Raw genomic sequence first — 26,305 nt, forward strand, 5'->3', positions numbered from 1 at the left:
CCGGCGAGGGATTTTGCGCCGCGGGAGGCTTGCGGCTTTGCGAAGCGAGAGATGCCAGTCAAGAGCATGGGCCGGCGAAGTCAATATCGCTGGCCGCATCCGTGGCGCTCCTGCTAGTCATGGCTTCCAGTGGAGAACATCATGGCTGCAAACGCATTCGACACCGAGATCACAGCGACGGCCGAGGCCCTGATTGGACCGTGGCGCCAGCCGCGTCAGATGCTGCAAGCGCAAACCTACGACGCGCACGCGTCCATTCACGACGACGCCACCGCGCAGAAGCTCGGCTTCAAGGGCGGCACCATCGAAGGCCCGACGCATTTCAGCCAGTTCGCTCCGCTCTGCGCGCAGCTGTGGGGACACACCTGGTTCGAAACCGGCTGCCTGTCCGCGCATTATCGCAGCGTCTGCTATGAGGGCGAGGAGGTGCAGGCGATTCTGTCGAAGCCACTGCCCGGGACAAGCCAGTGCCAGATCCAGATGGTCAAGCGCGACGGCACCGAGGTGCTGCGCGGCACGGCTTCGGTCGGTGAACCGCACGCAGCGACTGCGCTGGAGGCGCGCCTCGCCGAGCTCAAGCCGCTCGCCGATCCCGTCATCCTGCGCGACGTCAAGGTGGCGCAGACCGGCAAGCGACAGACGGTCCGCATGGCGTTCGATCAGACCATGGGCGACCTCTACCCGTTCTCGCTGCGGCAGAAGCTCGCCGTCATCACCGAGAATTCGCCGTACTATTCCGGCGCCGACAACCCCTGGGGCAGACCGATCATCCCGATGGAGATGCTGAGCGTGCTGTTCCAGTATCGCTCGAAGGACGATCCGCTCCCGGCCAAGGGCCCGGCCGTCGGCCTGTTCGCCGATCAGGAGATCCGGCTGATCAAGGGCCCGCTCTTCGAGGGCGAGGAGTACGAAGTCGAGCGCGAGGTGGTCGCGCTCTCCGGCAGCCGCCGCACCGAAAGCGCCTGGGTCAGGACACGCGTGTTCGACAAGGCGGGCACCATGGTGGCCACCATGCTGCTGAACATGGCGACGATGAAGGACTCCTATGCGCCGTACGAGGAAGAGTATCGGCAGCTGTATGGGGCGTAGGAGCGATGGCTGCACCCTCTCCCCTTGTGAGGGGAGAAGGGAAGAATGCTGCCAATCGGCCGCCCATCCTTTAAGCAGATGCACGCGGCGAAGCCGTCGCACAGGGAATATGCAGACGCCGATCGCTTGCGTAACCTTCTGACTACACAACGAATTCCCTCGCGTCCGGCGCTCCACCGCAATTGTACACAATGGCACGGCGCTTGCAGAACTCCGGCAAAGAGAGTTCTCGCGAGGGGCGGGCGTCATGCTGGACTCGAGCAAGTCGACATTGGGCGTCATCAGCGCCGAGCCCGAGCCGATCAGGCTCGACTGGCCGAGCACCGCGCTTCTCATCATCGACATGCAGCGCGACTTCATGGAGCCCGGCGGCTTCGGCGAGACGCTCGGCAACGACGTCAGCCAGCTTGCGCGCGCGGTGAAGCCGATCGGCACCGTGCTGACGGCGGCGCGCGACACCGGCATGCTGGTGATCCACACCCGCGAGGGCCATCTGCCCGATCTCTCCGACGCGCCGCCGGCGAAAGTCGAGCGCGGCGCGCCGTCTTTGCGCATTGGCGACCCCGGTCCGATGGGCCGCATCCTCATTCGCGGCGAGGCCGGTCACGACATCATTCCCGAGCTCTATCCGCTCGACAGCGAGATCGTGATCGATAAGCCCGGCAAGGGCGCGTTCTACGCCACCGAGCTCGGCGACGTGCTGGAGAAATACGGCATCGAGAATCTGCTGGTGTGCGGCGTCACCACCGAAGTGTGCGTCAACACCACAGTGCGCGAGGCCAATGACCGCGGCTACCGCTGCGTCGTCATGTCGGACGGCTGCGCATCCTACTTCCCCGAGTTTCACGAGATGGGCCTGAAGATGATCAAGGCCCAGGGCGGCATCTTCGGCTGGGTCGCAACCTCAGCCGCAGTTCTGGAGGCAATGAAGGTTTCGACCACATAGGGGTATTGTCATGAGCACATTGACGGGGACGGCCGGCAAATCTGACTTGAACAAGTCCGAGTTCAAGCCGGCGCTATGGACATCGGGCGACTGGAACGCGTTTTTCGGCTTCGGCACCAACATCCTCGTCAACATGCTGGTGCTCACGGGGCTGCTGCGCTTCGTCTTGAAGATGCCGGACAGTCTGGTGTTCGGCCGCATCCTGCCCGCGCTAGGGCTGATGATGTGCCTCTCGACCTTCTACTACGCCTACCTCGCCTACCGTTTGGCGCAGAAGACCGGCCGCAACGACGTCTGCGCGTTGCCCTCGGGCGTCAGCGTGCCGCACATGTTCATCGTCACCTTCGTGATCATGCTGCCGATCACGCTGAAGACCGGTGACCCGCTCAAGGGCTGGTCGGCCGGCCTCGTCTGGGTGTTCTTCCAGAGCTTCATTCTCATGATCGGCGGTTTCATAGCGCCGTTCATCCGCAAGATCACGCCGCGCGCGGCGCTGCTCGGCACGCTTGCCGGCGTCTCTGTCACCTTCATCTCGATGCGGCCGGCGCTTGAGATGTATATGACGCCGCAGATTGGTCTCGTCTGCTTCGCCATCATCCTGGTGAGCTGGTTCGGTGGCGTGAAATATCCGCGCGGCATTCCCGCAGGCCTCGTCGCGATCGCAGTCGGCATGATCATCGCCTGGGGTTCGAACCTGTTCGGTCTTGGCCTCGGTGGACTTAGCGTCAAGGGTGTCGGCGATGCCTTCGCCAATTTCGGCTTCTCGGTGCCGATTCCCGCCGTGGGCTACGTGTTCTCCGGCTTCGAATTCCTCGGCATCATCCTGGTCACCGCCATTCCGTTCGGCATCTATGACCTCGTCGAAGCCATGGACAATGTCGAGAGCGCGGAAGCCGCCGGCGACGAATATCCAACCACGCGGGTGCTCACGGCGGACGGCGTCGTCAGCCTGATCGGCTGCCTGATGGGCAATCCCTTCATCAACGCCGTCTATATCGGCCATCCCGGCTGGAAGGCGATGGGCGGCCGTATCGGTTACTCCGCCGCAACCGGCATCATGGTGATCGTGCTGGCCTGGTTCGGCATCATCTCGGTGCTGCTGGCCCTCGTGCCCGTGGTCGCGATCTCGCCGATCCTGCTCTACATCGGCATGCTGATCGGCGCCCAGGCGTTCCAGACCACGCCGGTCAAGCACGCGCCCGCGATCGTGCTGGCGCTGACGCCGCATCTGGCCGCCTGGGCCAAGCTGCAGATCGACACGATGCTGGGCTCGACCATGAATGCGGCGGCAACCGTCGGCGGCATGGCCGCCGACAAGGCCGACGCGGTGAAGGCTGCCGCGATCGCCGCGCTGCCGCAGCAGGGCGTGTTCTACCACGGACTGGAGGTGATGGGCGGCGGCTCCATCCTCGGCGGCCTCATCCTGGGCGCGATCGGCGTCTTCATCCTCGAGCGCGACTTCGAGAAGGCATCAGGCTTCGCGCTGGTCGGTGCGGTCCTGACCTATTTCGGCTTCATGCATGGCGAGGCCGTCGGCATCGGCGGCGGATTCGGTGTCACGCCCGCCGTTGCGCTGGCCTACGCCGCGATGGCCGCCGGCCTGTTCGCGGCCAGCAAGCTTGGCGCCGGCGGACACTATGCCGCCCATCCGGAGATGTCGGCCGCGCCGGCGGAATAGGAGAAGCGAAGCGGAGATTGCGGCCGGGCGGCGATATGCTGCCCGGCCGTTTCCTTTCAAGCCGCACGACAAGGCAAGTCAACCGAGCTGGTTGATCCACTCGCGGAATAGCTCCGGGCCAGCGTCGACGGCAGCTGCGAGATCGCGGGAGTCGCGCGCTGCGCGCGGCGAGTAGCCGAAGCGTTGCCGGAAGCTGCGGCTGAAATGGGCCTGGCTCACGAAGCCGAATTCAGCTGCGATCTCCGCATTCCAGCGGTCTTCGTCGGCGTCATCCAGCAGCACATGGATCGCCTCGAGCCGCCGTCCGCGGATGTAATCGGCGACGCCCGCCAGCGGCGTGAAGACCCGATAGAGCACCGAGCGCGACACGCCGATCTCGCGGCAGATGGTTGCCACCGAGAGATCGGGGTGACCGAGGTTCTGATCGATGAAACGGCTGGCGCGATGAAGGATGGCGATGTCGCGCCGGGCGAGCCCTTGCTCGCGCGGCCGCGCGGCCATGCCGAAACATCCGCGCAGCAGCCCGAGCGTCGTCTGGACCGCCTCGGGCGCCTCGTTCCCGTCCATCGCCGGAAGCCGTCGTCGCAGCAGTCCCATCTGATCGGCGAGCACGCGGCCGGCGGCGCCGTCGAGGACGAGCCCGTGCAGGTCGAGACCATCGGGCGCGGCGTTGACGATTGCATCGCGCTCGACGTCGAGGCTGATCGTGTCGGTCGCCGTGGCGATGCCGTCGAAGCGCCGGGTCAGGTCGAGCACTAGCACCTGGCCGGGGCCGGCCGAGATCGGCTCGCCGTCGACCTCGCCGCTCCAGGCGCCGCGACGGAGCAGCAGCAGCGCGAATGAGTTGCGGCCATCGGCCTTTGCCAGCGCGGCGGTGCGGGTGAAGCGCACGGGCCCCATCCTGGTGGATGCGGTCACCAGGCCGCCCAGCAGCCAGGCCTCGGCCAGAACCTCGAAGTCGTCGCTGGACGTGCCTTCGGGGACCGACACCTCGTAATGGGTGAGAATCGCGCGGTAGCGATCGAGCCGCTCGGCGGCGGGTAGCTCCGCTGTATCGAACCGCAGATACGGAATTTTCGTCATGCCAGGCCGCTCCCTCCGGCAGTTGGTCTGCAAATTGGGACGATCAGGCAAGTTTCCACGCCGTCGAACCGCAGTCTCCGGACATGAATATTCATATTATCGCGCGCGGGCCAGACGTGAGTGTTTGCCGGCCCGCGCAATTTGCAATGACGTGAAGGTGAGCGATGGATAGGCGAGGGGCGGGTCTTGCGGTGCGGTTGGCCGAAGGGCGGACCGGCGAGACAGCGGGACGAACGCGGGGGGAAGCGACGCGGCGGCAAATGTGGCCGGCTGCGATCTGTGTCGTGGTGGCGCTCGCGCTGGCCGCGGTCGTCGACGTGTCATCCGCGCAGGCACAGTTCGTCTGTACCGACGCCAGCAACAGCACCGGCGGCGCTGTCGCCGTTGCCGCCGGAAGCACGGCGTGCGGTGCCAGCAGCACGGCGGGCGGTGCATCCGGCACGGCCTATGGCGCCTCCAGCACTGCCTCTGGCTATAATGCTCTCGCCGTCGGCGCTTCTAGTCAGGCGACCAACGTGCAGACCACCGCGATGGGATTTGGCGCCCTCGCGATCGGTCAGCACGCCTCCGCCGCCGGCGCGCAGAGCGCGGCGACCGGCTACGAGAGTACCGCCTACGGCTATGTGAGCAGTGCGACCGGCAATCAAACCGTGGCCGTTGGCGCCAACAGCAGTGCACCCGGCTGGTACTCGACGGCGGTGGGTGCCGCCTCCCGGGCGTCCGGCGACTTCGCAACTGCGACCGGTGGCCGGAGCACCGCGACTGGCCTCGCCAGCTCAGCTTACGGCGCGGACAGCTACGCGTATGCCGACAGTTCGGTGGCGGTCGGATCGTGGGCGGTCGTCAACGCCGGCAGCACGAGCGGAACGGCTGTCGGCAACAACACCACGGTGACCGGCGTCAACAGCACCGCGGTCGGTGCGTTCAACACCGTCACCGGCACCAACAGCGGTGCATTCGGCACGGGTCAAACCGTGCGCGGCAATGGCAGCTACGCCATCGGCGACCCCAATACGCTGAACGGCAATGGCAGCTTCGTGCTCGGCGACAACAACACCGTCAACGGCACCAACCAGACCGGCCGGGGCGACAACGTCAATGTGGTCGGCTCCAACAACGCGGTGGCCGGCACGGCGAGCGCTGCCGGATCCTCCGTGTTCGGCTCCGGCAACACCGTCAATGCGTCCAATGCGCTGGTGATGGCGAACGCGGGGACCGTAACCGGCGCGGGCGGCATCGCAATCGGCAACACCGTTTCGGTCACTGGGGCCAATGCCTTCGCTGTCGGCAACAATTCCAGCGCCGGCTTTGCCAATTCCGCCGCCTTCGGCAATGGCGCCACAGTGACCCGCGCCAACCAGCAGACGTTCGGGACGACCGGCAACACCTACACCATGGCCGGCATCACCTCGTCGGCCAGCAAGGCTGCGCAGAGCGGCACGACCCAGCTTGTCACTTCCGATGGCGCCGGCAATCTCGCGACCACGACGCTTGCCAATCTCGGCATCGCCTCGGCCAGCGATCTCAGCGCCATCAATGGCCAGCTCGCCAGCATCAACGGCCGCCTCGACGACCTCAGCAGCCGGACCAGCAAGGTGACCAGCGGCGTCGCTATGGCCTTTGCCATGGCCGGCGTGCCGACGCTGCTGCCGAATGAGAGTTTTGCCGTGACCATGAACTACGGGACCTTCGAGCGGGCCAACGGTCTCGCGTTCAACGCGGCACTACGTCTCAATCAGAACATGCAGTTCAACGGCGGAATAGGTTACGGACCCGACCAGCGGGTCGCCGGCGGACGCGTCGGCTTGCGCATGGGCTGGTGAGTGTATGGTCGTATCGCCACGATTGATCGTAGGCATGATCCTCATCGCAGCCTGCGCACCCATGCGTGCGGAGACGCAATCACCGCCTTCCGGCTTTGCGGATCGTTGGGCGGTTCAGCCCGCCGCGGCCCCGACACGACAGGGCGGGCCGCAGGTCACCGTCGAGCAGGCACTCTATCTGATCCGCTCCTCGCTCCTGACGTTGAATGACGCCAATCGCTCCGGCAATTATTCGGTGTTGCGCGACCTTGCCGCACCTGAATTCCAGGCCAGGAATAGTGCCGCCGATCTCGCGCTTGCGTTCTCCGACCTGCGGGCCCGCAAGTTCGACCTGTTTGGAGCCGCACTTCTCGCCCCGCGATTGTCGGCGGCACCCAACGTCAATGGCCGCGGCATGCTGCGGCTCAGCGGCACCATTCCGACGAGGCCGTTGCAGATCGATTTCGATCTGATGTTTCAGGATGTCGGCGGCAGCTGGAGGCTCCATGGACTATCGGTCGCGACACCCGCGGCTGCGGCCGAAGCCACCTCGCCGCAAGCGGAAGCCTCAAAGCACTAGTCTCAGGGCCGGACGGCCGGCGTCTCCATCGGCAAGCCGCGCGCCCGCGACATCAGATAAAGCTCGAGCGCGACCAGCTCGGGCGAGCCGTAATCATAGGCCTGGGCGCGGACGCCGCTCATGCAGCTGCGCAGCCGTCGCTCCAGCGATCCCAGCGTTTGCCATTCGAGGCGGTAGAGCGGATAGCCGGTCGGCTGTCCCTGCGTGATCGGCGCGCCCGCAAGGCGCTTGTCGAAATTGTCGTCGTGGCAATTGGTGCAGGCGAGGTTGAGCTGGCCCTCGCGCTGCATGAAGAGGTCGCGGCCTTGCTCCACGAAGGGCTTTGCTTGCGGATCGTCGCCGGCAGTGATCGCGACACCGCGCGATTGATGGGCGACGAAGGCGGACAGCGCCAGGAGCTCGCGGCTCTCGTAGGGCAGTGGCGACGCCTGCTGATTATTGGAGCGGCAGAGATTGATGCGCTGGTCGAGCGTGACGGGGCGACTGAGCGCCTTGTCGAAGGCCGGGTAGCGTGCGGCAACACCCTTCATGCTGGTGCGTGCATCGCCATGACAATCCGCGCAGGCTTTCTCGGCTCTGCCGGTCTTCTTGTCCCATAGCTGTTCGCCATCGAGCACGAACAGCATGCCGGGATTGGAGGTGTCGTCATCCTGCATGGCGCGCGTGTCCGGGCCCATGAAGGAGTAGCCGGATCGGCGCGCATCGGGCAGGATCTCACCGGCGAGCAGGGCAGGCGCTGCGGCGAACAATGCGGCCGCTGCTATCGCGCGCCAAACGCTCATTCGACAATGATCGATGCCGACGCGGTGGAGGAATAGCCGTTGTCGCCGATCCACTCGAACTCGAACTTGCCGCTTTCCCTGGCGACCGTGAAGAACGACAGATAAGGATTGGCCGCGATCGCCGGAAACAGATCGGCGCGGAAGATCTCGGCGCCGTTGTAGCGGCAGGAGAAGCTCGTGATGATGTCGCGCGGCACCAGCTTGCCGTCTGTGGTATGGCGGAAGCCTGTTTCCATGATGTGCGAGGTCAGCGTGCGGATCTCGATGACGTCGCCGCGCTTCGCCTTCGCGGGAACGTTGATGAGCGCGGCCATCAGTTCATCTCCTCGGTGCAGGCGGCCAGCGTCACGACCACGTCGGCGGCGACCTGCCAGAACGTGTCGTCGGACAGGCGGGCGATCGCCACCACCTTCTGGGTGTCGGCGAGGCGGATGCGTGTCGCGACCTGAGCGCGGCCGGTGGAGGGGCCGAAATAGAAATTGCCGATGTTCGGCTGCGGGTTCTTCTCGTTGAAGACGTGGATGCTCTTGACGTGGTCGTCCGCCGTCATCGGGCTTGCAACGCTCACCGTCATCGGCACGGTGTTGCCGTTCTCGACCAGCGGCGGAATGTCGAGCTTCACCCTGCCGGTGCGAATTGGTGCTTCGCCGACGACATTGCGGATTGCGGTGTTGAGCATCGCGGGCGTCGCGTGAAGCGGACGCAGGGTCACGATCGGGATCGTCCCGGCGGCCGTCACGCCTCCGGCGAGGCTCAGAAATTGTCGTCGCGTGGTTGGCATGAACAGTCCTAGTCGCGAAGCGTTGCAAGAAAAGCCACGATGTCCTCGATCTCCGCCGCCGATAAGATCGGCCTGCCGGCAAAATTGCGTCCGACTCGCACGAGGTCGCCGTTGCGATAATAGGACGGCATGATGGTGTCCGGGTTGAAGCGCGCCGCATCGACCAGCCGAAGCCGTAACTGGCTCGCCGACCATCGGTTCCCGACCCCGGTGAGGTCGGGCGCGAGATCTCCCTGGAACCGCGTTTCGGGGAAGGGGCCGGAATGGCAGAGGATGCATGTCGTGGTGCGCGCCAGCACCAGCGCGCGACCGCGCACGGCATCGCCTGGCGCGCCCGTGAGAGAAGCCGGGATGCCTTCGCCTACGATCTTGTAGGGCGCGAGTTCGTCTGCCTTGGCAAGCGAGGACAGGGCGAGGCTCGCCGCGATGAACGCAGCAACCGCAGAAATCGGACTGGGTGCACGGTGCCGCCGCGAACTCCGCTTACCTCTCCCGCTTGCGGGAGAGGTCGCCGCGCAGCGGCGGGTGAGGGCTTTTTCCTCTTGGGGAGTCTCGCGAGTGGAGACACCCTCTCCCCAACCCTCCCCCGCAAGCGGGGGAGGGAGCGCACCTAGCTCGTGGCGGCAACTTGGTCCCATCATCGCTCTAACCAAAGACGTCCGCCGTGATGATTTGAAACCAGCGCTCGGCTTCGGTCGCCTCGCGGGCGCGCAATTCGCGCGGGGCATCGACTGGGCTCGTCGCGCCGCCCTCGACCTCGGCAAAGATGTCGCCTTTCGGCTGATAATTGCCTGCAAGCAAAAATCCATAGCCTGGCGCGACGGTGTTGTAGCAGACGCCGGTCAGCCGTGGCGTCTCGGGTGCTCGGCCCGCGAGCAAAGCGACGATGGCAGCGGCGCAAGCCTTGCCTTGCCCGCTTGCGGCCGAGGCCGATTTGGGAATGCCGCCGCCGAGGCAGGCGTCGCCGATGACGTGGATGTTCTTGACGAGCTTCGACTCGAAGGTCACGGGATCGATCGGACACCAGCCGGTGTGGTCCGCCACGCCTGCGATCTCGGCAATGCGTCCCGCGCGTTGCGGCGGAATGACATTGGCGACATCTGGCGTGTAGTTGCCGAACTCGGTGACAATGGTCATGGTCGCCGGATCGACCGAGGTCACGCGGCCGCCTTGTGACAGCGCGATGCGCTCGATCATGTCGCCATAGAGTTCCTTCCACGCCCTCTCGAACAGCCGCTGCTGGGAGAAATTGTCCTTGGCGTCGAGGATCAGAACTTTCGAGCGTGGCTTGTTCGTCTTCAGGTAATGCGCGATCAGGCTGGCGCGCTCGTATGGCGCGGGCGGGCAACGCGAGGGATTAGCGGGGATTGCGATCGCGACGGTGCCGCCGTCAGCCATTGCCTCCAACTGCCTGCGCAGCAACAGCGTTTGCGCGCCGGCCTTCCAGGCGTGCGGCATCTTCTCCGATGCGGCGTCGTCATAGCCGGGCAGGGCTTCAAAGTGGAAGTCGATGCCGGGCGAGAGCACGAGGCGGTCATAGGCAAACGTGGCGCCATCGGCGGCCGTCACGCTGCGCTTTTGCGCATCGACGGCCGTCGCGGCCTGAGCAGCGACGGTGACGCCCTCGGCGGCGAGCCTGTCATAGCCGAACTGCTGCGCGTCGATCTCGCGCAAGCCGGCGATCACCTCGTTGCTGAAGGGGCACGACGTGAAGGTCCTGTTCGGCTCGATCAGCGTCACCTGCAAGCCCGCCTGCGCGCGCTTGAGCGCCCGCGCGCAGGCCGCTCCACCAAAGCCGCCGCCGACCACGACGATGCGGCCTGCGGATTGCGCGCGCAGGATCGAGGGGACGACGAACGATGTGGCCGCGGCGGTGATGCCGAGAACGGCATTCCGCCGTGTCACCGGCGCATTCATGAATCTTGTCCGCAAAATGCCGCGGCGGCCGTCGTGGCCGCCGCGGCTGTGCTTAGGCGAAGGTGATATTCTGGTCCCGCAGCGGCACGGAGCGGATGCGCTTGCCGGTCGCGGCGAAGTACGCATTGAGCACCGCCGGCGCTGCGACGCCGATGGTGGGCTCGCCGACGCCGCCCCAGAACCCGCCGCTTGGCACCATCACCGATTCAACCTTCGGCATCTCGTTGATGCGCATCGAGTTGTAGGTGTCGAAGTTGGTTTGCTCGATCTTGCCGTCCTTGACGGTGCAGCCGCCGTAGAACAGCGCGGAGAGGCCATAGACGAAGGACCCCGCGATCTGCCGCTCCACCTGCGCCGGATTGACGACGTAGCCGGGATCGGTGGAGGCGACGATGCGATGCACCTTGATCTTGCTGCCGTCAGTCACCGAGATTTCGGCGGCGCCGGCGACATAGCTGCCATAGCCCATGACCTGGGCGATGCCGCGATAAACGCCCTGCGGCGCCGGCGTCGTCCAGCCGATCTTCTCGGCGACCGCGTTGAGCACCGCCAGATGCTTGGGATGGTTGCCCATCAACTTGCGGCGGAATTCGAGCGGGTCCTGGCCTGCGGCCTGGGCCAGCTCGTCCATGAAGCATTCCATGTAGATGGCGTTGTGATTGACGTTGACGCCGCGCCAGAAGCCGGGCGGAACGTGCGGGTTGCGCATCGCATGCTCGACCAGCAGGTTCGGCACCGAATAGCCGAACGCCGCTTCGCCGGATTGGGCGACGCCCTGGAAGGCGGCCGGATCCATGCCGTTCTGCAGCGCTTCGGGGCGCAGCGAGAACAGGATTGATTGCCCGGACAGGCGGTAGTGCAGCGCGACCAGATTGTTGTTGGCATCGAACGCGCCGGTCATCTTGCACTGGGTGATCGGGTGGTACCGGCCGTGCGCCATGTCCTCTTCGCGCGACCACAACAGCTTGACCGGGGTGCCCGGCGTCTCTTTGGCGATCATCACGGCCTGGCGGACGTAGTCGGTCTGGCCGCGTCGGCCGAAACCGCCCCCTAACATCACCTTGTGCACGTCGCACTTGTCGGCCGGCAGGCCGGAAGCTTCGAGCACCGCCGCGAACGCCGCCTCGCCATTCTGCGTGCCGCACCAGACCTCGCATTTGTCCGCGGTGTAGAGCGCGGTGGCGTTCATCGGCTCCATCGTGGCGTGGTTCTGGTAGGGATAGGAGTAGACGGCCTCGACCTTCTTGGCGGCGCCGGCAATCGCGGCCTTCGCATCGCCGTTCTTGTTGCCGACATAGGCCGGCTGGTCGTTGTTGAGGCCTTCGGCCAGCCACTTCGCAATCGACTCACTCGAGACCTTTGCGTTGTCGCCCTCGTCCCAGACGATCGGCAGCGCCTCCAGCGCGGTCTTGGCGTGCCACCAGGTGTCGGCAACGACCGCGACCGCGGTATCGCCGACCTTGACGACTTTCTTGACGCCTTTCATGCTGGCGATCTTGGCTTCGTCAAAGCTCTTCAGCTTGCCGCCGAACACCGGGCAATCCTTGATCGCGGCATTCAGCATGCCCGGCAGCTTGATGTCGGCGCCGTAGATCATGGCGCCGGTGGTCTTGTCGACGGTGTCGAGCCGCTTCACGCCCTTGCCGATCAGCTTCCAGTCCTTCGGATCCTTCAGCTTGACGTCCGCCGGCGGCGACAGCTTGGCGGCGGCCTCGGCGACCTTGCCGTAGGTCGTGGTCCGGCCCGACGGCGTATGGGTGATGACGCTGTTCGCGGCCGCGCATTCGGAGGCCGGCACCTTCCATGCATCGGCGGCGGCCTGGATCAGCATCACCCGCGCGGTGGCGCCGCCCTTGCGGACATAGTCCTGCGAGGAGCGGATGCCGCGGCTGCCGCCGGTCGAAAAATCGCCCCAGACGCGCTTGCGGGCGACGCTCTGGCCGGGTGTTGGATATTCGGTCGTGACCTTGGTCCAGTCGCATTCGAGCTCCTCGGCGACGAGCTGGGCGAGGCCGGTGAGTGAGCCCTGGCCCATTTCGGAGCGGGCGATACGGATCACGACGGTGTCGTCGGGCCTGACCACGACCCAGGCGCCGATCTCCGGCGAGCCGTCGGCGGCACGGACCACGGCGGGCCCGCCGAAGGGGAGGTCGAGGCCGATCGCAAGGCCGGCGCCGAGCGTGGCGCTGCCGATGACGAAGGCGCGGCGGTTGAGCCGCGGCGAGATATGCTTATTCATGTGGGGATTTCCTTACGCGCTTGCGATCGTGTGGATCGCTTCGCGCACCTGCTGGAAGGTGCCGCAGCGGCAGATATTGGTGATGGCCTCGTCGATATCGGCGTCGGTCGGCTTCGGCTTCTCGCTCAGCAGCGCCGCCACCGCCATGATCATGCCGCTCTGGCAATAGCCGCATTGCGGCACGTCCTGGGCGATCCAGGCCTCCTGCACCTTGTGCAGCGCATCGCCGGAGGCGAGCCCCTCGATGGTGGTGATCTTCTTGCCCTCGGCTTCGCTGACCGAGACGCCGCAGGAGCGGGTGGCGACGCCTTCGATGTGAACCGTGCAGGCGCCGCATTGTGCAATGCCGCAACCGTATTTGGTGCCGGTCAGGCCGGCATTCTCGCGAATCGCCCAGAGCAGCGGCGTATCCGGCTCGATGTCGAGAGTGAAGGTTTTTCCGTTGATTGTTAGGTTTGCCATCGCAGTCCCCTGATTGGCCCAATCCACCGATTGAACTCAGGGGCGCAATGTGTCCGGCAAACTGGAACTGTTCAAATCAACAGTCCGAGGGGTGAAATGCGAAAATTACGCCGCTGAGGGAAGATTGTGGGGAGGGTGGTGTTTTGTCTCGCCCTCCATCATGGTTGATTCGGTCGTCCTTCCGCGGGCGCCAATCCATGGGTCTGAGGCGACGCCAGCTGTGAACGCCGGTTCCACTCGAGGCCATGGCGACAGTTTGTCCCTTTTGCCGGGGTGCAAGACGCAGGCGCTTTGGTACACTGCGCCGACGCCAGAAGGAGTTCCATGAACGTGCCGAGTCCCAACGTACTGATGCTGTACCCGCTGTTCTCGGCAGAGTCCTTCTGGACCTTTGGCGAATCCTGCAAGGTATTGGGCGTAAAGCGCCCGGCCGCTCCTTTAGGCCTGATCACCGTTGCCGCGATGCTGCCCGAAAGCTGGACGGTCCGGCTGATCGATTGCAACACGGCGCCCTTCAATGACGAGGATCTCGCCTGGGCCGATGTCGTCTTCACCGGCGGGATGATGCCGCAGCAGGCCGACACGCTGCGCCTGATCGAGCTCTGCCGCGCGGCCGGCAAGCCGGTGGTCGTGGGCGGTCCCGACCCGACTTCAAGCCCCCACATCTATGAGCGGGCCGACTTCCGGGTGCTCGGTGAGGCCGAGAGCGTCATCGACGAATTCATTGCGGCCTGGGAGGGTGGCGCGCGGAGCGGCACCTTCACCGCACCGAAATTCCAGGCGGACGTGACCAAGACGCCGGTGCCGCGTTTCGACTTGCTCAAGTTCGAGGACTATCTCTATCTCGGTGTGCAGTATTCGCGCGGTTGTCCGTTCACCTGCGAGTTCTGCGACATCATCGAGCTCTACGGCCGCGTGCCGCGGACCAAGACGATCGAGCAGATGTTCGTCGAGCTCGATAGGCTCTATCAGATGGGCTACCGCGGCCATCTCGACTTCGTCGACGATAATTTCATCGGCAACAAGAAGTCGCTGCGGCAATTCCTGCCTAAGCTCGCCGAATGGCAGCGGACCCACGGCTATCCGTTCGAATTGTCGACCGAAGCCTCGGTCAACCTGGCCGATGATCCCGAGCTGTTGGAGTTGATGGGGGCGGCGAATTTCTTCGCCATCTTCGTCGGTATCGAGAGTCCGGATCCGGCAACGCTGGTCGCGATGCGGAAGAAGCAGAATACGCGGCGCAACATCGCCGAGAGCATCCACAAGATCTACGCCGCCGGCATGCTCGTCACCGCTGGCTTCATCGTCGGTTTCGACAATGAGAAGGTCTCCATGGCGGACGCCATGATCGATTTCATCGAGGAAGCGGCGATTCCCGTCAGCATGGTCGGGCTGCTCTATGCCTTGCCGAACACGCAGCTGACGCGCCGCCTGGAGCGCGAAGGCCGGCTCCACGCGGGCCACGATGTGGCGCCGACCATCGGCGCCGATCAGTGCACGGCTGGAATCAATTTCGATCCGGTGCGCCCGCTCCGCGACATCCTGACGGACTACAAGCGGGTGCTGGAGCACGTCTACAGCCCGGCTGCCTATTCAGGACGCGTCGACCGCCTCATGACGCTGCTCGACCGGTCCCGGCAGCGCCACGAGCTCGCCGAAGGCGATATCCGCGCCAAGCTCGGTGCGATGGAGACGGTGCACAAGGTGGTCACCGCCCTTCCCGAGGCGCGTGGACCGTTGTGGCAAACTTTCATGAACTGCGCCAAGCGCGACACGACATCCGCGCGCATTGCCGTGCAGATGATCGCAGCCTATGCCCATCTCGGACCGTTCTCGCGCAAGGTCATCGCCGCCATTGACGCGCGCCTGGCGGCGCTGGACGAGCAAATCCCGAGTCCAGCCGTAGCTGTGGGCGCGACCGAGGCTCGACATCTGGCCTGACATCCGGAGAGCGATGGAACCGCCCACGACGCTTTGATGCGCTGCCCGGCGTGCCGTCGGCGATCAAACTGGCTGTCATGTGTGAGATCCCGGCTTGACAGCAGGACAACCTCAAGCTGATCGTCGTCAGGACGACCCGGGCCCGCCGCGATTTCGGCGTCTGGACGTTCCGCGCGGGCATTTTGAGTTGGCCCGCGAGGCTCAGTGCTCGTCTGCCATTGCGACCGACGTCATTGCCGGAAAAGCTCTAGCGGGGTTGGGCCATGTTCAGGAAGGTGATCCGCTGGTCGGTTGCGCTGATTGTCGTGGCGGTGCTGGTCTTCGCATATCTGCCTTCCTTCATCGCCGATTCCATCTACAAGAACGTCGACGACATCACCGATGGCGAGATGCCCGCCACCGTTACGGCCTTTCAATCGGGGCCGGACGTCGTCAGTACCATCGGTGGCAGTGGCGAGGGCCTGAACTGCAGCCTGCCGCCCTGGGCTAACATATTTTTCGACGGCGGCAGGGATTCCAACCAGAAGCGCCATCTCGTCCTGCAGCGCTTCAGGCAGGCGTGCGTCTTTCACGACCTGTGCTATCGCCACGGCCTTGCGACCTACGGCTATAACCAGAACGATTGCGACCGCATTCTGCAGAACGCGGCTTTTCGACTCTGTCTCTACATACGAAACGGCAGCCAGGAGAGCAGCGCGGCGCGCTGTCAGACCGACTCCAAGATGGTTCTGGCCGGCGTGAGCATCGGCGGATACGACGCCTATCGCGGCTGGGACCGATCGACCTATTTCGAGTTCGATTCGGACCCGTCGCGGTCGAACGGATTTCTGGTCAGCCGTGTGGTGAATCATCCGTTCAAGGCGGCCGCGCCGGCCAAATACGGCAGCGACCCCGATCAGGTCATTCTCATGTTCGAGAACGTCCGCTCCAATCTTGCGGTGACCTGCATTACCTGCGCGAGTGTTCCCGTTCTCGAGTGGACGACCGATCCCAACGCCGTCAGCGCCGAGTTGCGCTCGGTCGGCGTGACGCGGTTGCCGGAAGCGCTGCTCAAGCGCGAGCCCATGCTGTCCGAAACCATGCCGGTCTGGTTGCCGCCGCGCCGTCGACACGCGGCGCCGCATCTACTGGTCGACGGAGCGGGCAAGGACCATCTGATCTGGATGAGCCGGAACAACCCGCAGGACAGCATGTCCTGTATCGTCGGCGCCGATCCGGCGCGCCTCCTCACCAATACCCTGCCGGTCCGGGATCTCTGCTCCGTCGATGCGGGCCCGTCGCTCAGCAGGGTTGAGGTCGACATGTTCGCGACCTCTCCGCTTCCGATGGAAGTGCCCGGAAGTCCGGATCTCGTCTACGCGACGTCGATCAGCACACAGAAGACAAAGGAGCAGCATCTGAGCTTCTGCTCCCGCTCTGCGTCCAGGAAGGTCGAGGAGTCCGGAGGCGACGACCGGTCCAAATGCGTCACCTTCCCCGAAACGGAGGTTCGCAAGGGCGCGGCGCTCGGTGCATTCCAGAACTTTCCGCTGGTTCGCGCCGGACAGCAGATCTATTTCGCGCGGGACATCGATCAGCGGACGGATTCGCTGTTGACCGCCGCCTGGCAGCGCGCCTTCGGCAACAGCTTCTCGCCCGACGGTGCCTTGCTTGTGATTGACGTTGCGCCGCCGCTCGCCGCCAAAGGGCCTCTCTCGGCCAAGCTGAAGAAGATCGTCCGGTTCAACATCGACGATCGCTTCGATCCGATGATGCCGATCACGCGCAAGGCGGATGATTTGCGATTCCTGAGCCTCGAGGCGTCGAAGTCGAGTGTGCACCTTCGCACGATCGATTTCGCCAGGGACAACCCTTCCGTTGGCAATGCGCGGCTGACGATGGGCGACGGGGACGTGGACCTGGACCGCTCGTGGGCGGAGAGGCCCATGCTGGTGCTGGAGACCAGGGAGGCGCGACCGAGGACCAAGCTGGTGTTCTCCCGTGGGGAAATAGCGATCGAACCGGGCAAGCCCGACGTGTCCCGCGCGACGACCGAAGTGTTGACGCTGCAGACCCTGGTTTTCGAACGCGATGCCGCCGCGCCGTCGGATGCGCCGTTCGTGAAATCGGCCGGAGCTGCTTGCCGGGTCGTCTATGAGTTCGAAGCGAACCACACCGATTGGCCGTGCTATCGCGCTTTCGACCCCGACCGCGCGATGCGAGCCTCGCCAGCGACGCGGATGCAGGCCTCCCAGACGCTGGTTGGGCGGTTCAGCCAAGGCGGCGGCCATGGCCTCGCATTTCCCGATCTCTGCCTGAAGTCGGAGCCGATCATCCTGACGCCGCAAGGAGGCACGTTTGCGCCCCTGAGCGAGACCGCGGGCTGGAAAGGCCCGCCAAAGCTGACACGGACGATCAAATGCGAGCCGCTCGATGCCGCGGCAATCGTGAGCCGTCCCATCGCGCAGAAGGCTCCGTGAAGGCGGGTCGGCCGATTGAGGCGCGCCAACGCGTCCGGTCTACTTCACCGCCAGCCGCAGGAAGCTCATCACGCTGCCGAGTGCGGGAAAGCCGGCGCCGAGCGCCAGCGCGACGGTTGCGCCGTCGTGACCGGCCAGCGCGAAGCAGAGCGCCGCGAGGGCCGCCCCCTTGTCTGTCCCGTCAGGCGCGCGGTCGCGACGATGCCCGAGGCGCTGCCGCTGCGGTGCGGCGGCGCACTTGACATCACCGCCTTCATGTTCGGCGCCTGGAAGAAACCGAAGCCCATGCCGCAGATCACCATCCGCCAGATGATGTCGGCAATGGCGGGGTTGGCCGGAAGGGTCGCGAGCAGCGCCATGCCAAGGCCGAGCAGCACCAGGCCGATGCCGCCGAGCAGGCCGACCGCGTGGCGGTCGGACAGGCGTCCCGCGATCGGCGCCATGATGCCGACCACCAGCGGCCACGGTGTCATGAAGAAGCCGGTCTCGACCTGCGAGCGGCCGAGCACGTCCTCGAAATAGAACGGTAGCGAGACGAAGGCGAGGCCCTGCACGGCGAAGGAGCACACTGCGGTCGCGGCCGACAACGCGAACATCGGCCGGCTGAACAGGTCGATCGGCAGCATCGGCGCCGGATGGTCGGCGTGGCGGCGCGTCAGGATAAAGCCGAGCGCGAGGGCCGTGACCAGCTCGATGATCACGACCACCGGCGACAGATTATGCGCGGCACTGCCGATGCCTGTGATGAACAGGCCGAGGCAGGCCGACGCCAGGATTGCGCCGAGAAAGTCGAACCCGTGATCGGCGCGCGGCGTCTTCGGCAGCATCGCAACGCCGATGCCGATCGCGACGAGGCCGAACGGGATGTTGACGGCGAACAGCCACGGCCACGGGCCGAGGGCCAGGATGGCGGAGGCGATCGTTGGCCCGAAGGTGAAGGCGGTCGCGACCACAAGCGCGTTGTGGCCAAAACCGCGGCCCAGCATCCGGCCGGGATAGACGAAGCGCACCAGCGCGGTGTTGACGCTCATGATGCCGCTGGCACCCAGCCCCTGCAGCATGCGTGCGACCAGCAAACTGTCCAGCGACCACGCCACCGCGCAGAGCAGCGAGGCGATGGTGAACAGGATGAGGCCGCCGAGATAGATGCGCTGGTGTCCGACGATCTCGCCGAGCGCACCCAGCGGCAAGAGCGTTGCCACCAGCGCGATCTGGTAGACGTTGACCACCCAGACCGACTGCTCCGGCGAGACATGCAGATCGGCAGCAATGGCGGGCAGGGCGATGTTGGCGATCGCGGTGTCGAGCGAGGCCATCGCCAGCGCGGTGAAGATCGCGGCGATCGCCCAGCGCCGCTGCGCGGCGGGGAGGCCGTCAGAGATGGTGTGGTCGGGCTCGCGCGCGGCGGCAGGTAACGTGATCGTCATTGCGTTGGCGCGTGGCTCCGGCGGCGCGGCTCAAATCGGTCATTTCGCATGTACTACGGCGGGGCCGCCTACCACAGGCATATGCTTGCATGCTGTGTATGCGCGAAGGTGAGGCGATGACGGCTCGCGCTGGCGTATGATCGCGCCGCGGCTGCAAAAGTCAGGGGATCGCCATGCAAATCGTCGTTCTGCCCGGTGACGGCATCGGACCCGAGATCACGACCGCGACATCGGGCGTGCTGCGCGCGGCCTCAGAGCGCTTCCAGCTCAATTTGCGTCTGGAGGAGCAGGCGGTCGGGCATGCGAGCCTGAAGCTATCAGGCACGACCGTGCGCCCCGAGCTGCTCGACATCGTCCGCGCCGCCGACGGCCTGATCCTGGGTCCGACAGCGACCTTCGACTTCAAGGACGAGGCTCATGGCGAGATCAATCCGTCGAGGTACTTCCGCAAGAACCTCGACCTCTACGCCAATATCAGGCCCGCGCGCACCTATGCGGGGCGGCCCGGGCGCCTCGGTGATTTCGACCTCGTCGTGGTCCGCGAGAACACCGAGGGGTTCTACGCCGACCGCAACCTGGAGCAGGGCAATGGCGAGATGCTGGTCACGCCCGACGTGGTGATCTCGCTGCGAAGGATCACACGCCTCTGCTGTGAGCGCATCGCGCATGCCGCATGCCGCCTCGCGATCAAGCGGCGCAGGCACCTCACCATCGTGCACAAGGCCAATGTGCTCAAGATCGGTGACGGCATGTTTCTCGAGATCTGCCGCGCGGCGGCGAAGGCCTATCCAGGACTGAGCGTCGACGACATTCTGGTCGATGCCATGATGGCGCATGTGGTGCGCAGTCCTGATCGTTTCGACGTCATCGTGTCCACCAACATGTTCGGCGACATTCTGTCCGATCTTACCGCCGAACTTTCGGGGAGCCTCGGCCTCGGCGGCTCACTGAATGTCGGCGAGCGCTACGCGATGGCGCAGGCCGCGCACGGCTCGGCGCCCGACATTGCCGGACAGGACGTCGCCAATCCCGTCTCGTTGATCCTGTCGACCGCGCTGCTGCTGGCCTGGCACGGCGAGAAGACTGGTGCGGTCCGCTATGAAGAGGCCGGGCACGCGATCGAGGCGGCGGTGGCGAAGGCGATTGGCGAGGGCAGGGCGACGCGGGACATCGGCGGCAAGCTCGGCACGATCGCGGCAGGAGCGGCGATTGCGGAGATTCTGCAGGCGGAGTGAGCGGTGCTTGCACACTTTCCTCGGGGCCCAAGACAAAAAGTCGAAAAACAACCCCATGCACAGTAGAAGTCGCCTTGATTGATAAGGGATTTTCGAACCGCCTTGCGACGGCAGTCGCGGCTGCGATCAAGTTGACCCGTCGGGCAAAACACTGGCAGGATGCTAACGTGCTAGCGATCCCGAAAAAGACGTGGACGCCGGTGAACGTGCGACGCCGCCTATCAAGGCGGGCCACGTATCGGCTTGGCAAGCGCTGACCTACGATATCGCGCGCCGATCGCGGTGCCGCTGCCCGGGCCGGCCCGCCAAGGCTCTTGACCTCGTGATCTCCGAAAGTTTTCTGACCGGTGCCGATCAGGTGATGGACTGAAGTACGTGGGTTCACGGCAGAAGCGTCATGAACTCGTAGACGACTACGGCAGCGCCGAGACAGCGCCGCCAGGGATTCACGCCGCGGAAGACCTCGTCGGCGCCCCAGACGACGAGTCCGCCCTTCATGACGATCGTCAAGCCGACGCTGACTTTGCCTGCGGCAGGCCAGATCCAGAGCAGAACGCCGGCAACGAGGACGATCCAAAGAAGAAGATTCGGCCACTGCGCGATGGTGATGGCACCTGTTTCGCGGCTCCGGAAGAACCAATCAGCGAATCGCCGTACCGAGCCGATCAGAGCGCAACCTCACCCTCTTCACGGCCCTTCCAGTAAGTGATGCGGTTGGCTTTGACCTTGATCAGCACGATGCCCGGCGTATCAATGCCGTCGTCGAACCATTTGTCGAGATCGCTCGTCCAATGCTGTTGGAATGCCGCCTTGTCCCGGATCAGTTCGGCCGTCCCCTCGACGGCGACATAGATCCCCTTCGAGAACAGGCCCGCTTCCGACGAAAAGCCGAGCGCGACTTTCGGATTTCGCCTGATGTCCGAGACGGTGCGGGTCCGGTCATGGGCAAAGTAGTAAGACGTGCCGTCGTAGGCGACATCGCCGTTGTTGCTCATGGGGCGGTTGGCGATTTCGCCGTTCTCGGTGTGGGTCGAAAGAATGGCGATGTCGATGTCGGCCATTTCCTTCGCGATCTCGGCGAGCGATGTCTTGGACATGAATTTTTCCTCCAGTGGGGCTGGAGCAACGGCGGGATGAGGCTACGCGTTCCTCGCGTTCTACTCGTTGGAAACGCAAAACCGCCCCCGACATCAGTCGGAGGCGGTTTCGAATTGAATCGGATCAGTGGCCCGTGCCGGGCTTGGTGGTCTTCGGGAGCTTGCCGTCTTCCATGCGGCCCTCATTGCGAAGATCGCGCCCCTCTTGAGCCTTGCGCTGGCTCTCGGGATCCTTGCCGTGCTCGTTCATCTCTTCCTTGATGTAACCGGCGCCTTCCTTGATCTTGCCTTCAACGCTCATGATCTTCTCCTTCCATACAGGCGATAACGCGTTGGCGGACTTGGCGTTCCGGTATCATAACGGCGCAGATTGCGGGGAACCGAGTTGTGCCTTCGAACGCGCAGAATGGTAGAGCGCTTGCGAAACTCATCGTGCTGAGTGCTGAACGTTCGTCAACGGTGTCGCTGCGCATTGATGGCGTGGCTCGGACTTTCCGAGCTGTGGCGCTGGTGCACGACAGGCGCACTGCTCACTTATTTCCGCTGCACGGATCACGTCATCAGATGGCAGCTCATGAGAGCCATCCGTTCAATTTCGTTTCGCTCTTCATCGTCCACGGAGTGGTTGCTGCCATGGGAGTGACGATTTGCGCCATGCAGTGGCTGTTGATCCGCAGGTGGTGGTTGAAGAAGCCGGCGGCGGATCAGTGATCGTGCGCGCGCCTCTTACGAGCATCATCGGCCGCTTTTGAAGGCAAGGAAGATGCTCGGCGCGCTGTCGCCGACATTGTTGTCGGTGCCTCCTGCACGCACTCCCGCACTGTATTGCCTTAGCAGGCTCGCCCAGGCTGGGCCGGGAGATCGGGTAGTTCCGAATGATGAATTGCGCGAGGTCGCGACAAGACGGCTAGTAAGAAATCGGCGGAATAAGCGATGTGGAGGTCAACGCTCGGGGTGGAAAACCGTCACTCGAACGCAAGCCCCAACGCCAACCAGGTCGCAAGAGACAAACAGACGCCAATTCCCAAATAGGGCAATGCAAGGCGCATCGGTCACTCCTCAGCTCCGAGACGCGAAAACGCCGTCAGCTTCGCATGTTCGCCGTGCACTGCCCATATTCCATACGATGTACGAGGGTTGGTTTGCCGTGGACGACAACGTACCCGACCGCGCAATGAAGACGATGCCAACAGGAAGCAGACGTGCCTGATTTGACGCCCCTTTCAGGCCGGACCCGGCTGATTTAATTTGACTCCGCATTTGGTTCAAAATATATAATTTATTTAATTATTTAATTGTGGGGCTGATGCCTGCCAAGTCCTTTCGATCTCAGGATTTTCTTCCATGCCGAACCGCGAAACAGGCGGAGCAATCGCGCCGCTCTAGCCTTTATCTAAAGAGGCGTGATCGATGCGCCGACCGATTGATACTGCACCCAGGGACGGAGAAGACATCTGGGTGGAAGATGCGACCGGGGTCGTTGACGTCGCTCGCTGGTCGCCTCAAGCAGGCAAATGGGTCTCCAAAGACGGTGCTCCAATCAACGCCGAGCCGACCCATTGGTATCCCGAAGCTGAGGACATTGACCCAGAGGGCGAACCATCGGGCAATCCGCTCGCGGCGGCTGTCATTTTGCTTCCCGCGATCCTGGTTGGAGCGGCCTTACTGGGTGTGTTCGATACTTTCAGCGCACGAACGATGCCGGAAATGGCGCAAATCGGCGGCGAGAATGCCCTCCGCGTCGACCGACGGCCGGAAATAGGGGCGAGGTCGCAAGCGCTCCTTCAGCGCGAAGCGAACGGAGACCTAACGTACACGGTGCCGGCGGGCATGGTGCAGCCTGAGCCATGGCCCGATCGAGATGCTCTGCACAGTCATGCGCGCGCCAGTGAACCGGACGGGGCGCGCAGGGAACTTGAGGAGGCGGTCCAGCAGGCGCACGCGGAAAAAATTGCGGCGGACGAGTTGCGGCAGTCGCTGCAACAGGAGCAAGCGCGCAACGCTGCGCTTGCGAACGAAGTTGCCGAATTCCGCCGGCAGGTCGATGCCCGCGACGCAGAATCGCGGAAGGCGGAGGATGTGGCCGCGCAACAAAGAGAAGCGGCGCAACGGCAGATCGCGGAACTAGAGCAGTCTCTGCAGCGCGAGCGGGAAAATAGCGCCGTCCGCGCAAGGCAGCTGAACGCCGCACAGTCAGCGGCGGCGAGCGCTGAGCAGGAACGCCACGAGGCGCAGTCGCGCGCCGCCGCGCTCGCGAGCGAACTCGCCGGAATGCCTCGCCGCTTGCCTGTGACGGAAGCTGCGACTGCGGAGGAAAGCCCGGCGGAGGGGCTGGAGATTGCGGAACTGCGGCAGTCCCTGCAGCAAGAGCAGGAAAAGAACGCCATTCTGGTCACGGAAGCCAAAGCAGCGCAGGCAGCAGCTGCCGATGCCGATCAACAACGCCGCGCTCTCGAAGCGGCTCAGGCGCACGCCGCTGCGCTGGAGAGCGAACTTGCCGAAGTGCGCCGGGAGATCGAAACCCGCAACGCGCAATTGCGCGATGCCGAAAATGCGGTCTTGCAGCAGAGACAGGCAGCGAAACGAGAGATCAGTGAGCTGCGACAGTCGCTGAAACAGGAGCTGAGCAAAACCGAGGCCAGGGAGAGAGATCTTGCATCGGGGTGGCGCTCCACCCATGAGCGCGCCCTTGCCGAGCAAGCAAATGACGCGCCGGTCCTGCCGGCGACGCGGAGCGTGGAAGTGGCGGAGCCACCGACCGCCGCAGTCCAGAACGAGGCGGAGGCCCGTTTGCTCCCGCGTGCCAGGGCGCTGCTCGATCAGGGAAATATTGGTGCAGCACGCATTGTCCTCGAGCTCGCAGCAGAGAAAGACATTGCGCAGGCAAGTTTCATGCTCGCCGAGACCTATGATCCGGCGGTTCTTTCCGCCTGGGGTACTTATGGGACTCGCGGCGAAGCGGCCAAGGCGCGCGAATTCTACGCGAAGGCACACAGGGGTGGTATTCGCGAAGCGAAGGAACGGCTGGATGCGCTCCGACCCTGAGAATGGGATTCTTGCAGTCCGAGACACGAAAGCTTGCGGCGGCTGAGCCGGAAGGGAACGACATGAACAATGCGCCAAAGTCACGCTCGTTGCTCCTGCTCGCTTGGTTGGTGCCGGTCGCTATGATGCTTCAAACGGCCTGCCTGGAAGCGCAAACGGCGAGAAATGCCAAGGCCGATGCACAGCTCGACCGACGGCCGCTTCCGAAAGAGAACGAAAAGGACCGGATGAACGCCTGGACGGTCGGGCTCGCCGGGGGCCTGCTCGAGGGCGCGCCGATCCGCCTCGCCGCAGAAATGGCTCGCGTCGTCGACGACGGAGCAGACCTGCATCTTCTGCCGATCGTCACCCGGGGGGCCACCGACAATCTGAACGCGCTGCTCTATTTGCGCGGCGTCGATACTGCCATCATCAACTCCGACGCGCTCGAGGAGTATAAGATTCAGGTACCGCAGATCCGGAGCCGCATCACCTATCTGCTCAATCTCTTCCCATCCGAGCTGCACATCTTTGTGCGGCCTGAGATCACAAGCCTGCAGGATCTTGTCGGCAAGAGGGTGAACTTCAACACCCTGGGCACCGCGGCCGCCTATTCAGGGCCACTGATCTTCAGCCGCCTCGGGATCGATGTCGAAAAGACATTCATCCCACATCAGGTTGCCCTGGAGCAGATGCGCAAAGGCGAAATGTCGGCCGTTGTGTTCATCACGTCGAAACCCGTCGATGCCTTCGTAAAGGGCCGCTGGGAGGCCGGATACAAGTTCCTCCCGATCCGTTACGACAAGAAATTCGAGGACTATTATCTGCCCGCGACCTTGGACGCCAATGAGTATCCTAATCTGATCAAGCAGGGTGAGCGGGTCTCGACCATCGCGGTCCCGACAGCGCTTGTCGCTTTCAACTGGCCGCCAGGCTCCAATCGCTACCAACGCGTGGCTCGCCTTGTCGAGTGCCTGTTCTCGCGCATCGACCGGCTGCAGGCACCAGGCTTCGATCCGAAATGGCAGTCGATCAATCTTGCGGCATCCGTCCCGGGTCTTACCCGCTTCCAGGCCGCGCAGGAATGGCTGGATCGCAAAGCGCGCAGCGTACAGGCGAGGCCATGAAGACTGCCGCTCCGCCGCTCGCTGTCGCCTTCAACGTCGCCTGCGGTATCGCCTACGCGCAAAGTACGAGCGATCCCATGGAAACACTGAGGGCTTGTTCGGCGATGGAGGGACAAGCCCGGCTGGAATGTCTGCAAGGCTTATCGCGCAAGATTCCGCCGTCCAGCCGGAGTAGCCGGGATGCCGGCTGGATCGTCAGCGAGACGACTTCGCCAGTCGATTATCTGCCGGTCGTCACTGCCACGGCCACTTCTGTCGGCCGCTCGGACGGTGCCGCGATGCAGCTCGCAATCCACTGCCGCAGAGGCCGCACGGAAGTCATCGTCGCCGGACCGGCGCTGTCACGCAGCGCCAACGAATACGTGATCTCCTTTCGGCTGAATGCGGATACTCCAATGCAACTCGCAGCAGCGTCGCCGTCATTCGGCTCCGGCGTCGCTTTCGGGGGCGACGTCGTAAAATTGTTGAGCTCACTACCCGACGACGGTCACATCGTCGTGAGCCTTTTCACCCGCACTGGCCCGGCGCAAGACGGACAATTCCTGCTCAGCGGATTCGAAAACGTGCGCAAGAAAATGGCGGCTGCATGCAAATGGCCACATGTCGTCACCAGGCCAGGTAGGTGATGGTCAGGAT

Annotated in this window: 24 protein-coding genes and 1 pseudogene; 13 read left to right on the plus strand and 12 right to left on the minus strand. The window is 64.2% G+C overall.

Features of this window, described 5'->3' with window-relative positions:
- Positions 1–141 precede the first annotated feature (141 nt).
- From GGD65_RS32285 to GGD65_RS32295, 3 genes are all read left to right on the plus strand, one after another.
- Positions 142–1,089, plus strand: coding sequence for a hypothetical protein (locus GGD65_RS32285; protein ID WP_177237265.1), 948 nt, complete (start codon positions 142–144; stop codon positions 1,087–1,089).
- Between the two features lie 247 nt (positions 1,090–1,336).
- A complete protein-coding gene (locus GGD65_RS32290) occupies positions 1,337–2,035 on the plus strand; it encodes a cysteine hydrolase family protein (RefSeq protein WP_018322701.1) in 699 nt (232 codons plus the stop codon).
- 10 nt (positions 2,036–2,045) lie between these two features.
- Positions 2,046–3,713 (plus strand): regulator, encoded by a 1,668-nt coding sequence (locus tag GGD65_RS32295; protein ID WP_179735519.1) that lies wholly within the window; start codon positions 2,046–2,048, stop codon positions 3,711–3,713.
- Positions 3,714–3,791: 78 nt separating this feature from the next.
- Here the strand turns inward: GGD65_RS32295 and GGD65_RS32300 are convergent, their stop codons facing one another.
- Positions 3,792–4,796, minus strand: coding sequence for a helix-turn-helix domain-containing protein (locus GGD65_RS32300; protein ID WP_179735521.1), 1,005 nt, complete (start codon positions 4,794–4,796; stop codon positions 3,792–3,794).
- A gap of 260 nt (positions 4,797–5,056) precedes the next feature.
- Here GGD65_RS32300 and GGD65_RS32305 point away from each other — a divergent pair, with 260 nt between their 5' ends.
- Entirely contained in the window at positions 5,057–6,619 is a 1,563-nt protein-coding gene (locus GGD65_RS32305; RefSeq protein ID WP_183237892.1) for a hypothetical protein, read from the plus strand.
- 34 nt (positions 6,620–6,653) lie between these two features.
- Entirely contained in the window at positions 6,654–7,178 is a 525-nt protein-coding gene (locus tag GGD65_RS32310) for a hypothetical protein (protein ID WP_246783486.1), read from the plus strand.
- A gap of 2 nt (positions 7,179–7,180) precedes the next feature.
- Here the strand turns inward: GGD65_RS32310 and soxA are convergent, their stop codons facing one another.
- From soxA to GGD65_RS32345, 7 genes are all read right to left on the minus strand, one after another.
- Entirely contained in the window at positions 7,181–7,960 is a 780-nt protein-coding gene (gene soxA / locus GGD65_RS32315; RefSeq protein WP_183237893.1) for a sulfur oxidation c-type cytochrome SoxA, read from the minus strand.
- Positions 7,957–8,274 carry a thiosulfate oxidation carrier complex protein SoxZ gene (gene soxZ, locus GGD65_RS32320; RefSeq protein WP_179735525.1) on the minus strand — a complete coding sequence of 106 codons (318 nt, stop codon included), beginning with the start codon at positions 8,272–8,274 and terminating at the stop codon, positions 7,957–7,959. The genes soxA and soxZ overlap by 4 nt, the downstream gene beginning before the upstream one ends.
- Positions 8,274–8,741 (minus strand): SoxY-related AACIE arm protein, encoded by a 468-nt coding sequence (locus GGD65_RS32325; protein ID WP_183237894.1) that lies wholly within the window; start codon positions 8,739–8,741, stop codon positions 8,274–8,276. Before GGD65_RS32325 ends, soxZ begins: the two co-directional genes overlap by 1 nt.
- 8 nt (positions 8,742–8,749) lie before the next feature.
- Positions 8,750–9,190: a sulfur oxidation c-type cytochrome SoxX gene (gene soxX / locus GGD65_RS32330; RefSeq protein ID WP_183237989.1), complete on the minus strand. Its 441-nt coding sequence runs from the start codon at positions 9,188–9,190 to the stop codon at positions 8,750–8,752.
- A gap of 196 nt (positions 9,191–9,386) precedes the next feature.
- Positions 9,387–10,658 (minus strand): NAD(P)/FAD-dependent oxidoreductase, encoded by a 1,272-nt coding sequence (locus GGD65_RS32335; protein ID WP_183237895.1) that lies wholly within the window; start codon positions 10,656–10,658, stop codon positions 9,387–9,389.
- A gap of 52 nt (positions 10,659–10,710) precedes the next feature.
- Positions 10,711–12,897: a xanthine dehydrogenase family protein molybdopterin-binding subunit gene (locus GGD65_RS32340; protein WP_183237896.1), complete on the minus strand. Its 2,187-nt coding sequence runs from the start codon at positions 12,895–12,897 to the stop codon at positions 10,711–10,713.
- 12 nt (positions 12,898–12,909) lie between these two features.
- Positions 12,910–13,359: a (2Fe-2S)-binding protein gene (locus tag GGD65_RS32345; protein ID WP_183237897.1), complete on the minus strand. Its 450-nt coding sequence runs from the start codon at positions 13,357–13,359 to the stop codon at positions 12,910–12,912.
- Between the two features lie 324 nt (positions 13,360–13,683).
- Between GGD65_RS32345 and GGD65_RS32350 the strand changes: the two genes are divergently transcribed.
- Together GGD65_RS32350 and GGD65_RS32355 are read left to right on the plus strand one after the other, a co-directional pair.
- Positions 13,684–15,300, plus strand: a complete 1,617-nt coding sequence (locus GGD65_RS32350) for a B12-binding domain-containing radical SAM protein (protein WP_018322713.1) — start codon at positions 13,684–13,686, stop codon at positions 15,298–15,300.
- A 263-nt stretch (positions 15,301–15,563) separates the two neighbouring features.
- Positions 15,564–17,759 carry a hypothetical protein gene (locus GGD65_RS32355; RefSeq protein ID WP_183237898.1) on the plus strand — a complete coding sequence of 732 codons (2,196 nt, stop codon included), beginning with the start codon at positions 15,564–15,566 and terminating at the stop codon, positions 17,757–17,759.
- A 39-nt stretch (positions 17,760–17,798) separates the two neighbouring features.
- On the opposite strand, the pseudogene GGD65_RS32360 reads toward GGD65_RS32355, so the two are convergent.
- Positions 17,799–19,186, minus strand: a pseudogene (locus tag GGD65_RS32360) (MFS transporter).
- Between the two features lie 173 nt (positions 19,187–19,359).
- Here GGD65_RS32360 and GGD65_RS32365 point away from each other — a divergent pair.
- Together GGD65_RS32365 and GGD65_RS32370 are read left to right on the plus strand one after the other, a co-directional pair.
- Complete coding sequence (locus GGD65_RS32365) at positions 19,360–20,421, plus strand: isocitrate/isopropylmalate dehydrogenase family protein (RefSeq protein ID WP_183237899.1); 1,062 nt, start codon at positions 19,360–19,362, stop codon at positions 20,419–20,421.
- Between the two features lie 190 nt (positions 20,422–20,611).
- On the plus strand, positions 20,612–20,791 hold the full coding sequence (locus GGD65_RS32370; RefSeq protein ID WP_183237900.1) for a hypothetical protein: 180 nt from the start codon (positions 20,612–20,614) through the stop codon (positions 20,789–20,791).
- Between the two features lie 11 nt (positions 20,792–20,802).
- On the opposite strand, the gene GGD65_RS41240 is transcribed toward GGD65_RS32370, so the two are convergent.
- The 3 genes from GGD65_RS41240 to GGD65_RS32385 form a co-directional block, all read right to left on the minus strand.
- The gene (locus GGD65_RS41240) at positions 20,803–21,087 is read right to left on the minus strand and encodes a hypothetical protein (RefSeq protein ID WP_092259778.1); all 285 of its coding nucleotides are present in this window, start codon (positions 21,085–21,087) and stop codon (positions 20,803–20,805) included.
- Positions 21,087–21,518, minus strand: a complete 432-nt coding sequence (locus tag GGD65_RS32380) for a pyridoxamine 5'-phosphate oxidase family protein (RefSeq protein WP_183237901.1) — start codon at positions 21,516–21,518, stop codon at positions 21,087–21,089. Before GGD65_RS32380 ends, GGD65_RS41240 begins: the two co-directional genes overlap by 1 nt.
- A 124-nt stretch (positions 21,519–21,642) precedes the next feature.
- Positions 21,643–21,819 carry a hypothetical protein gene (locus tag GGD65_RS32385; protein WP_183237902.1) on the minus strand — a complete coding sequence of 59 codons (177 nt, stop codon included), beginning with the start codon at positions 21,817–21,819 and terminating at the stop codon, positions 21,643–21,645.
- 131 nt (positions 21,820–21,950) lie between these two features.
- Here GGD65_RS32385 and GGD65_RS32390 point away from each other — a divergent pair, with 131 nt between their 5' ends.
- The 4 genes from GGD65_RS32390 (at position 21,951) to GGD65_RS32405 (ending at position 26,295) form a co-directional block, all read left to right on the plus strand.
- Positions 21,951–22,229, plus strand: coding sequence for a hypothetical protein (locus GGD65_RS32390; RefSeq protein WP_183237903.1), 279 nt, complete (start codon positions 21,951–21,953; stop codon positions 22,227–22,229).
- Positions 22,230–22,928: 699 nt separating this feature from the next.
- Entirely contained in the window at positions 22,929–24,563 is a 1,635-nt protein-coding gene (locus GGD65_RS32395; protein ID WP_183237904.1) for a hypothetical protein, read from the plus strand.
- A gap of 62 nt (positions 24,564–24,625) precedes the next feature.
- Positions 24,626–25,669, plus strand: coding sequence for a TAXI family TRAP transporter solute-binding subunit (locus tag GGD65_RS32400; RefSeq protein ID WP_183237905.1), 1,044 nt, complete (start codon positions 24,626–24,628; stop codon positions 25,667–25,669).
- Positions 25,666–26,295, plus strand: a complete 630-nt coding sequence (locus GGD65_RS32405) for a hypothetical protein (RefSeq protein ID WP_246783487.1) — start codon at positions 25,666–25,668, stop codon at positions 26,293–26,295. Before GGD65_RS32400 ends, GGD65_RS32405 begins: the two co-directional genes overlap by 4 nt.
- Positions 26,296–26,305 lie beyond the last annotated feature (10 nt).

Origin of the sequence: Bradyrhizobium sp. CIR18, from assembly GCF_014198295.1 — a bacterium.
Classification (GTDB): Bacteria; Pseudomonadota; Alphaproteobacteria; order Rhizobiales; family Xanthobacteraceae; genus Bradyrhizobium.

Bases quoted from the DNA above. Each gene is read 5' to 3' on its own strand.
- GGD65_RS32285 (WP_177237265.1), top strand. From the start codon at position 142: ATGGCTGCAAACGCATTCGACACCGAGATCACAGCGACGGCCGAGGCC.
- GGD65_RS32290 (WP_018322701.1), top strand. From the start codon at position 1,337: ATGCTGGACTCGAGCAAGTCGACATTGGGCGTCATCAGCGCCGAGCCC.
- GGD65_RS32295 (WP_179735519.1), top strand. From the start codon at position 2,046: ATGAGCACATTGACGGGGACGGCCGGCAAATCTGACTTGAACAAGTCC.
- GGD65_RS32300 (WP_179735521.1), bottom strand. From the start codon at position 4,796: ATGACGAAAATTCCGTATCTGCGGTTCGATACAGCGGAGCTACCCGCC.
- GGD65_RS32305 (WP_183237892.1), top strand. From the start codon at position 5,057: ATGTGGCCGGCTGCGATCTGTGTCGTGGTGGCGCTCGCGCTGGCCGCG.
- GGD65_RS32310 (WP_246783486.1), top strand. From the start codon at position 6,654: ATGATCCTCATCGCAGCCTGCGCACCCATGCGTGCGGAGACGCAATCA.
- soxA (WP_183237893.1), bottom strand. From the start codon at position 7,960: ATGAGCGTTTGGCGCGCGATAGCAGCGGCCGCATTGTTCGCCGCAGCG.
- soxZ (WP_179735525.1), bottom strand. From the start codon at position 8,274: ATGGCCGCGCTCATCAACGTTCCCGCGAAGGCGAAGCGCGGCGACGTC.
- GGD65_RS32325 (WP_183237894.1), bottom strand. From the start codon at position 8,741: ATGCCAACCACGCGACGACAATTTCTGAGCCTCGCCGGAGGCGTGACG.
- GGD65_RS32335 (WP_183237895.1), bottom strand. From the start codon at position 10,658: ATGAATGCGCCGGTGACACGGCGGAATGCCGTTCTCGGCATCACCGCC.
- GGD65_RS32340 (WP_183237896.1), bottom strand. From the start codon at position 12,897: ATGAATAAGCATATCTCGCCGCGGCTCAACCGCCGCGCCTTCGTCATC.
- GGD65_RS32345 (WP_183237897.1), bottom strand. From the start codon at position 13,359: ATGGCAAACCTAACAATCAACGGAAAAACCTTCACTCTCGACATCGAG.
- GGD65_RS32350 (WP_018322713.1), top strand. From the start codon at position 13,684: ATGAACGTGCCGAGTCCCAACGTACTGATGCTGTACCCGCTGTTCTCG.
- GGD65_RS32355 (WP_183237898.1), top strand. From the start codon at position 15,564: ATGTTCAGGAAGGTGATCCGCTGGTCGGTTGCGCTGATTGTCGTGGCG.
- GGD65_RS32365 (WP_183237899.1), top strand. From the start codon at position 19,360: ATGCAAATCGTCGTTCTGCCCGGTGACGGCATCGGACCCGAGATCACG.
- GGD65_RS32380 (WP_183237901.1), bottom strand. From the start codon at position 21,518: ATGTCCAAGACATCGCTCGCCGAGATCGCGAAGGAAATGGCCGACATC.
- GGD65_RS32385 (WP_183237902.1), bottom strand. From the start codon at position 21,819: ATGAGCGTTGAAGGCAAGATCAAGGAAGGCGCCGGTTACATCAAGGAA.
- GGD65_RS32395 (WP_183237904.1), top strand. From the start codon at position 22,929: ATGCGCCGACCGATTGATACTGCACCCAGGGACGGAGAAGACATCTGG.
- GGD65_RS32400 (WP_183237905.1), top strand. From the start codon at position 24,626: ATGAACAATGCGCCAAAGTCACGCTCGTTGCTCCTGCTCGCTTGGTTG.
- GGD65_RS32405 (WP_246783487.1), top strand. From the start codon at position 25,666: ATGAAGACTGCCGCTCCGCCGCTCGCTGTCGCCTTCAACGTCGCCTGC.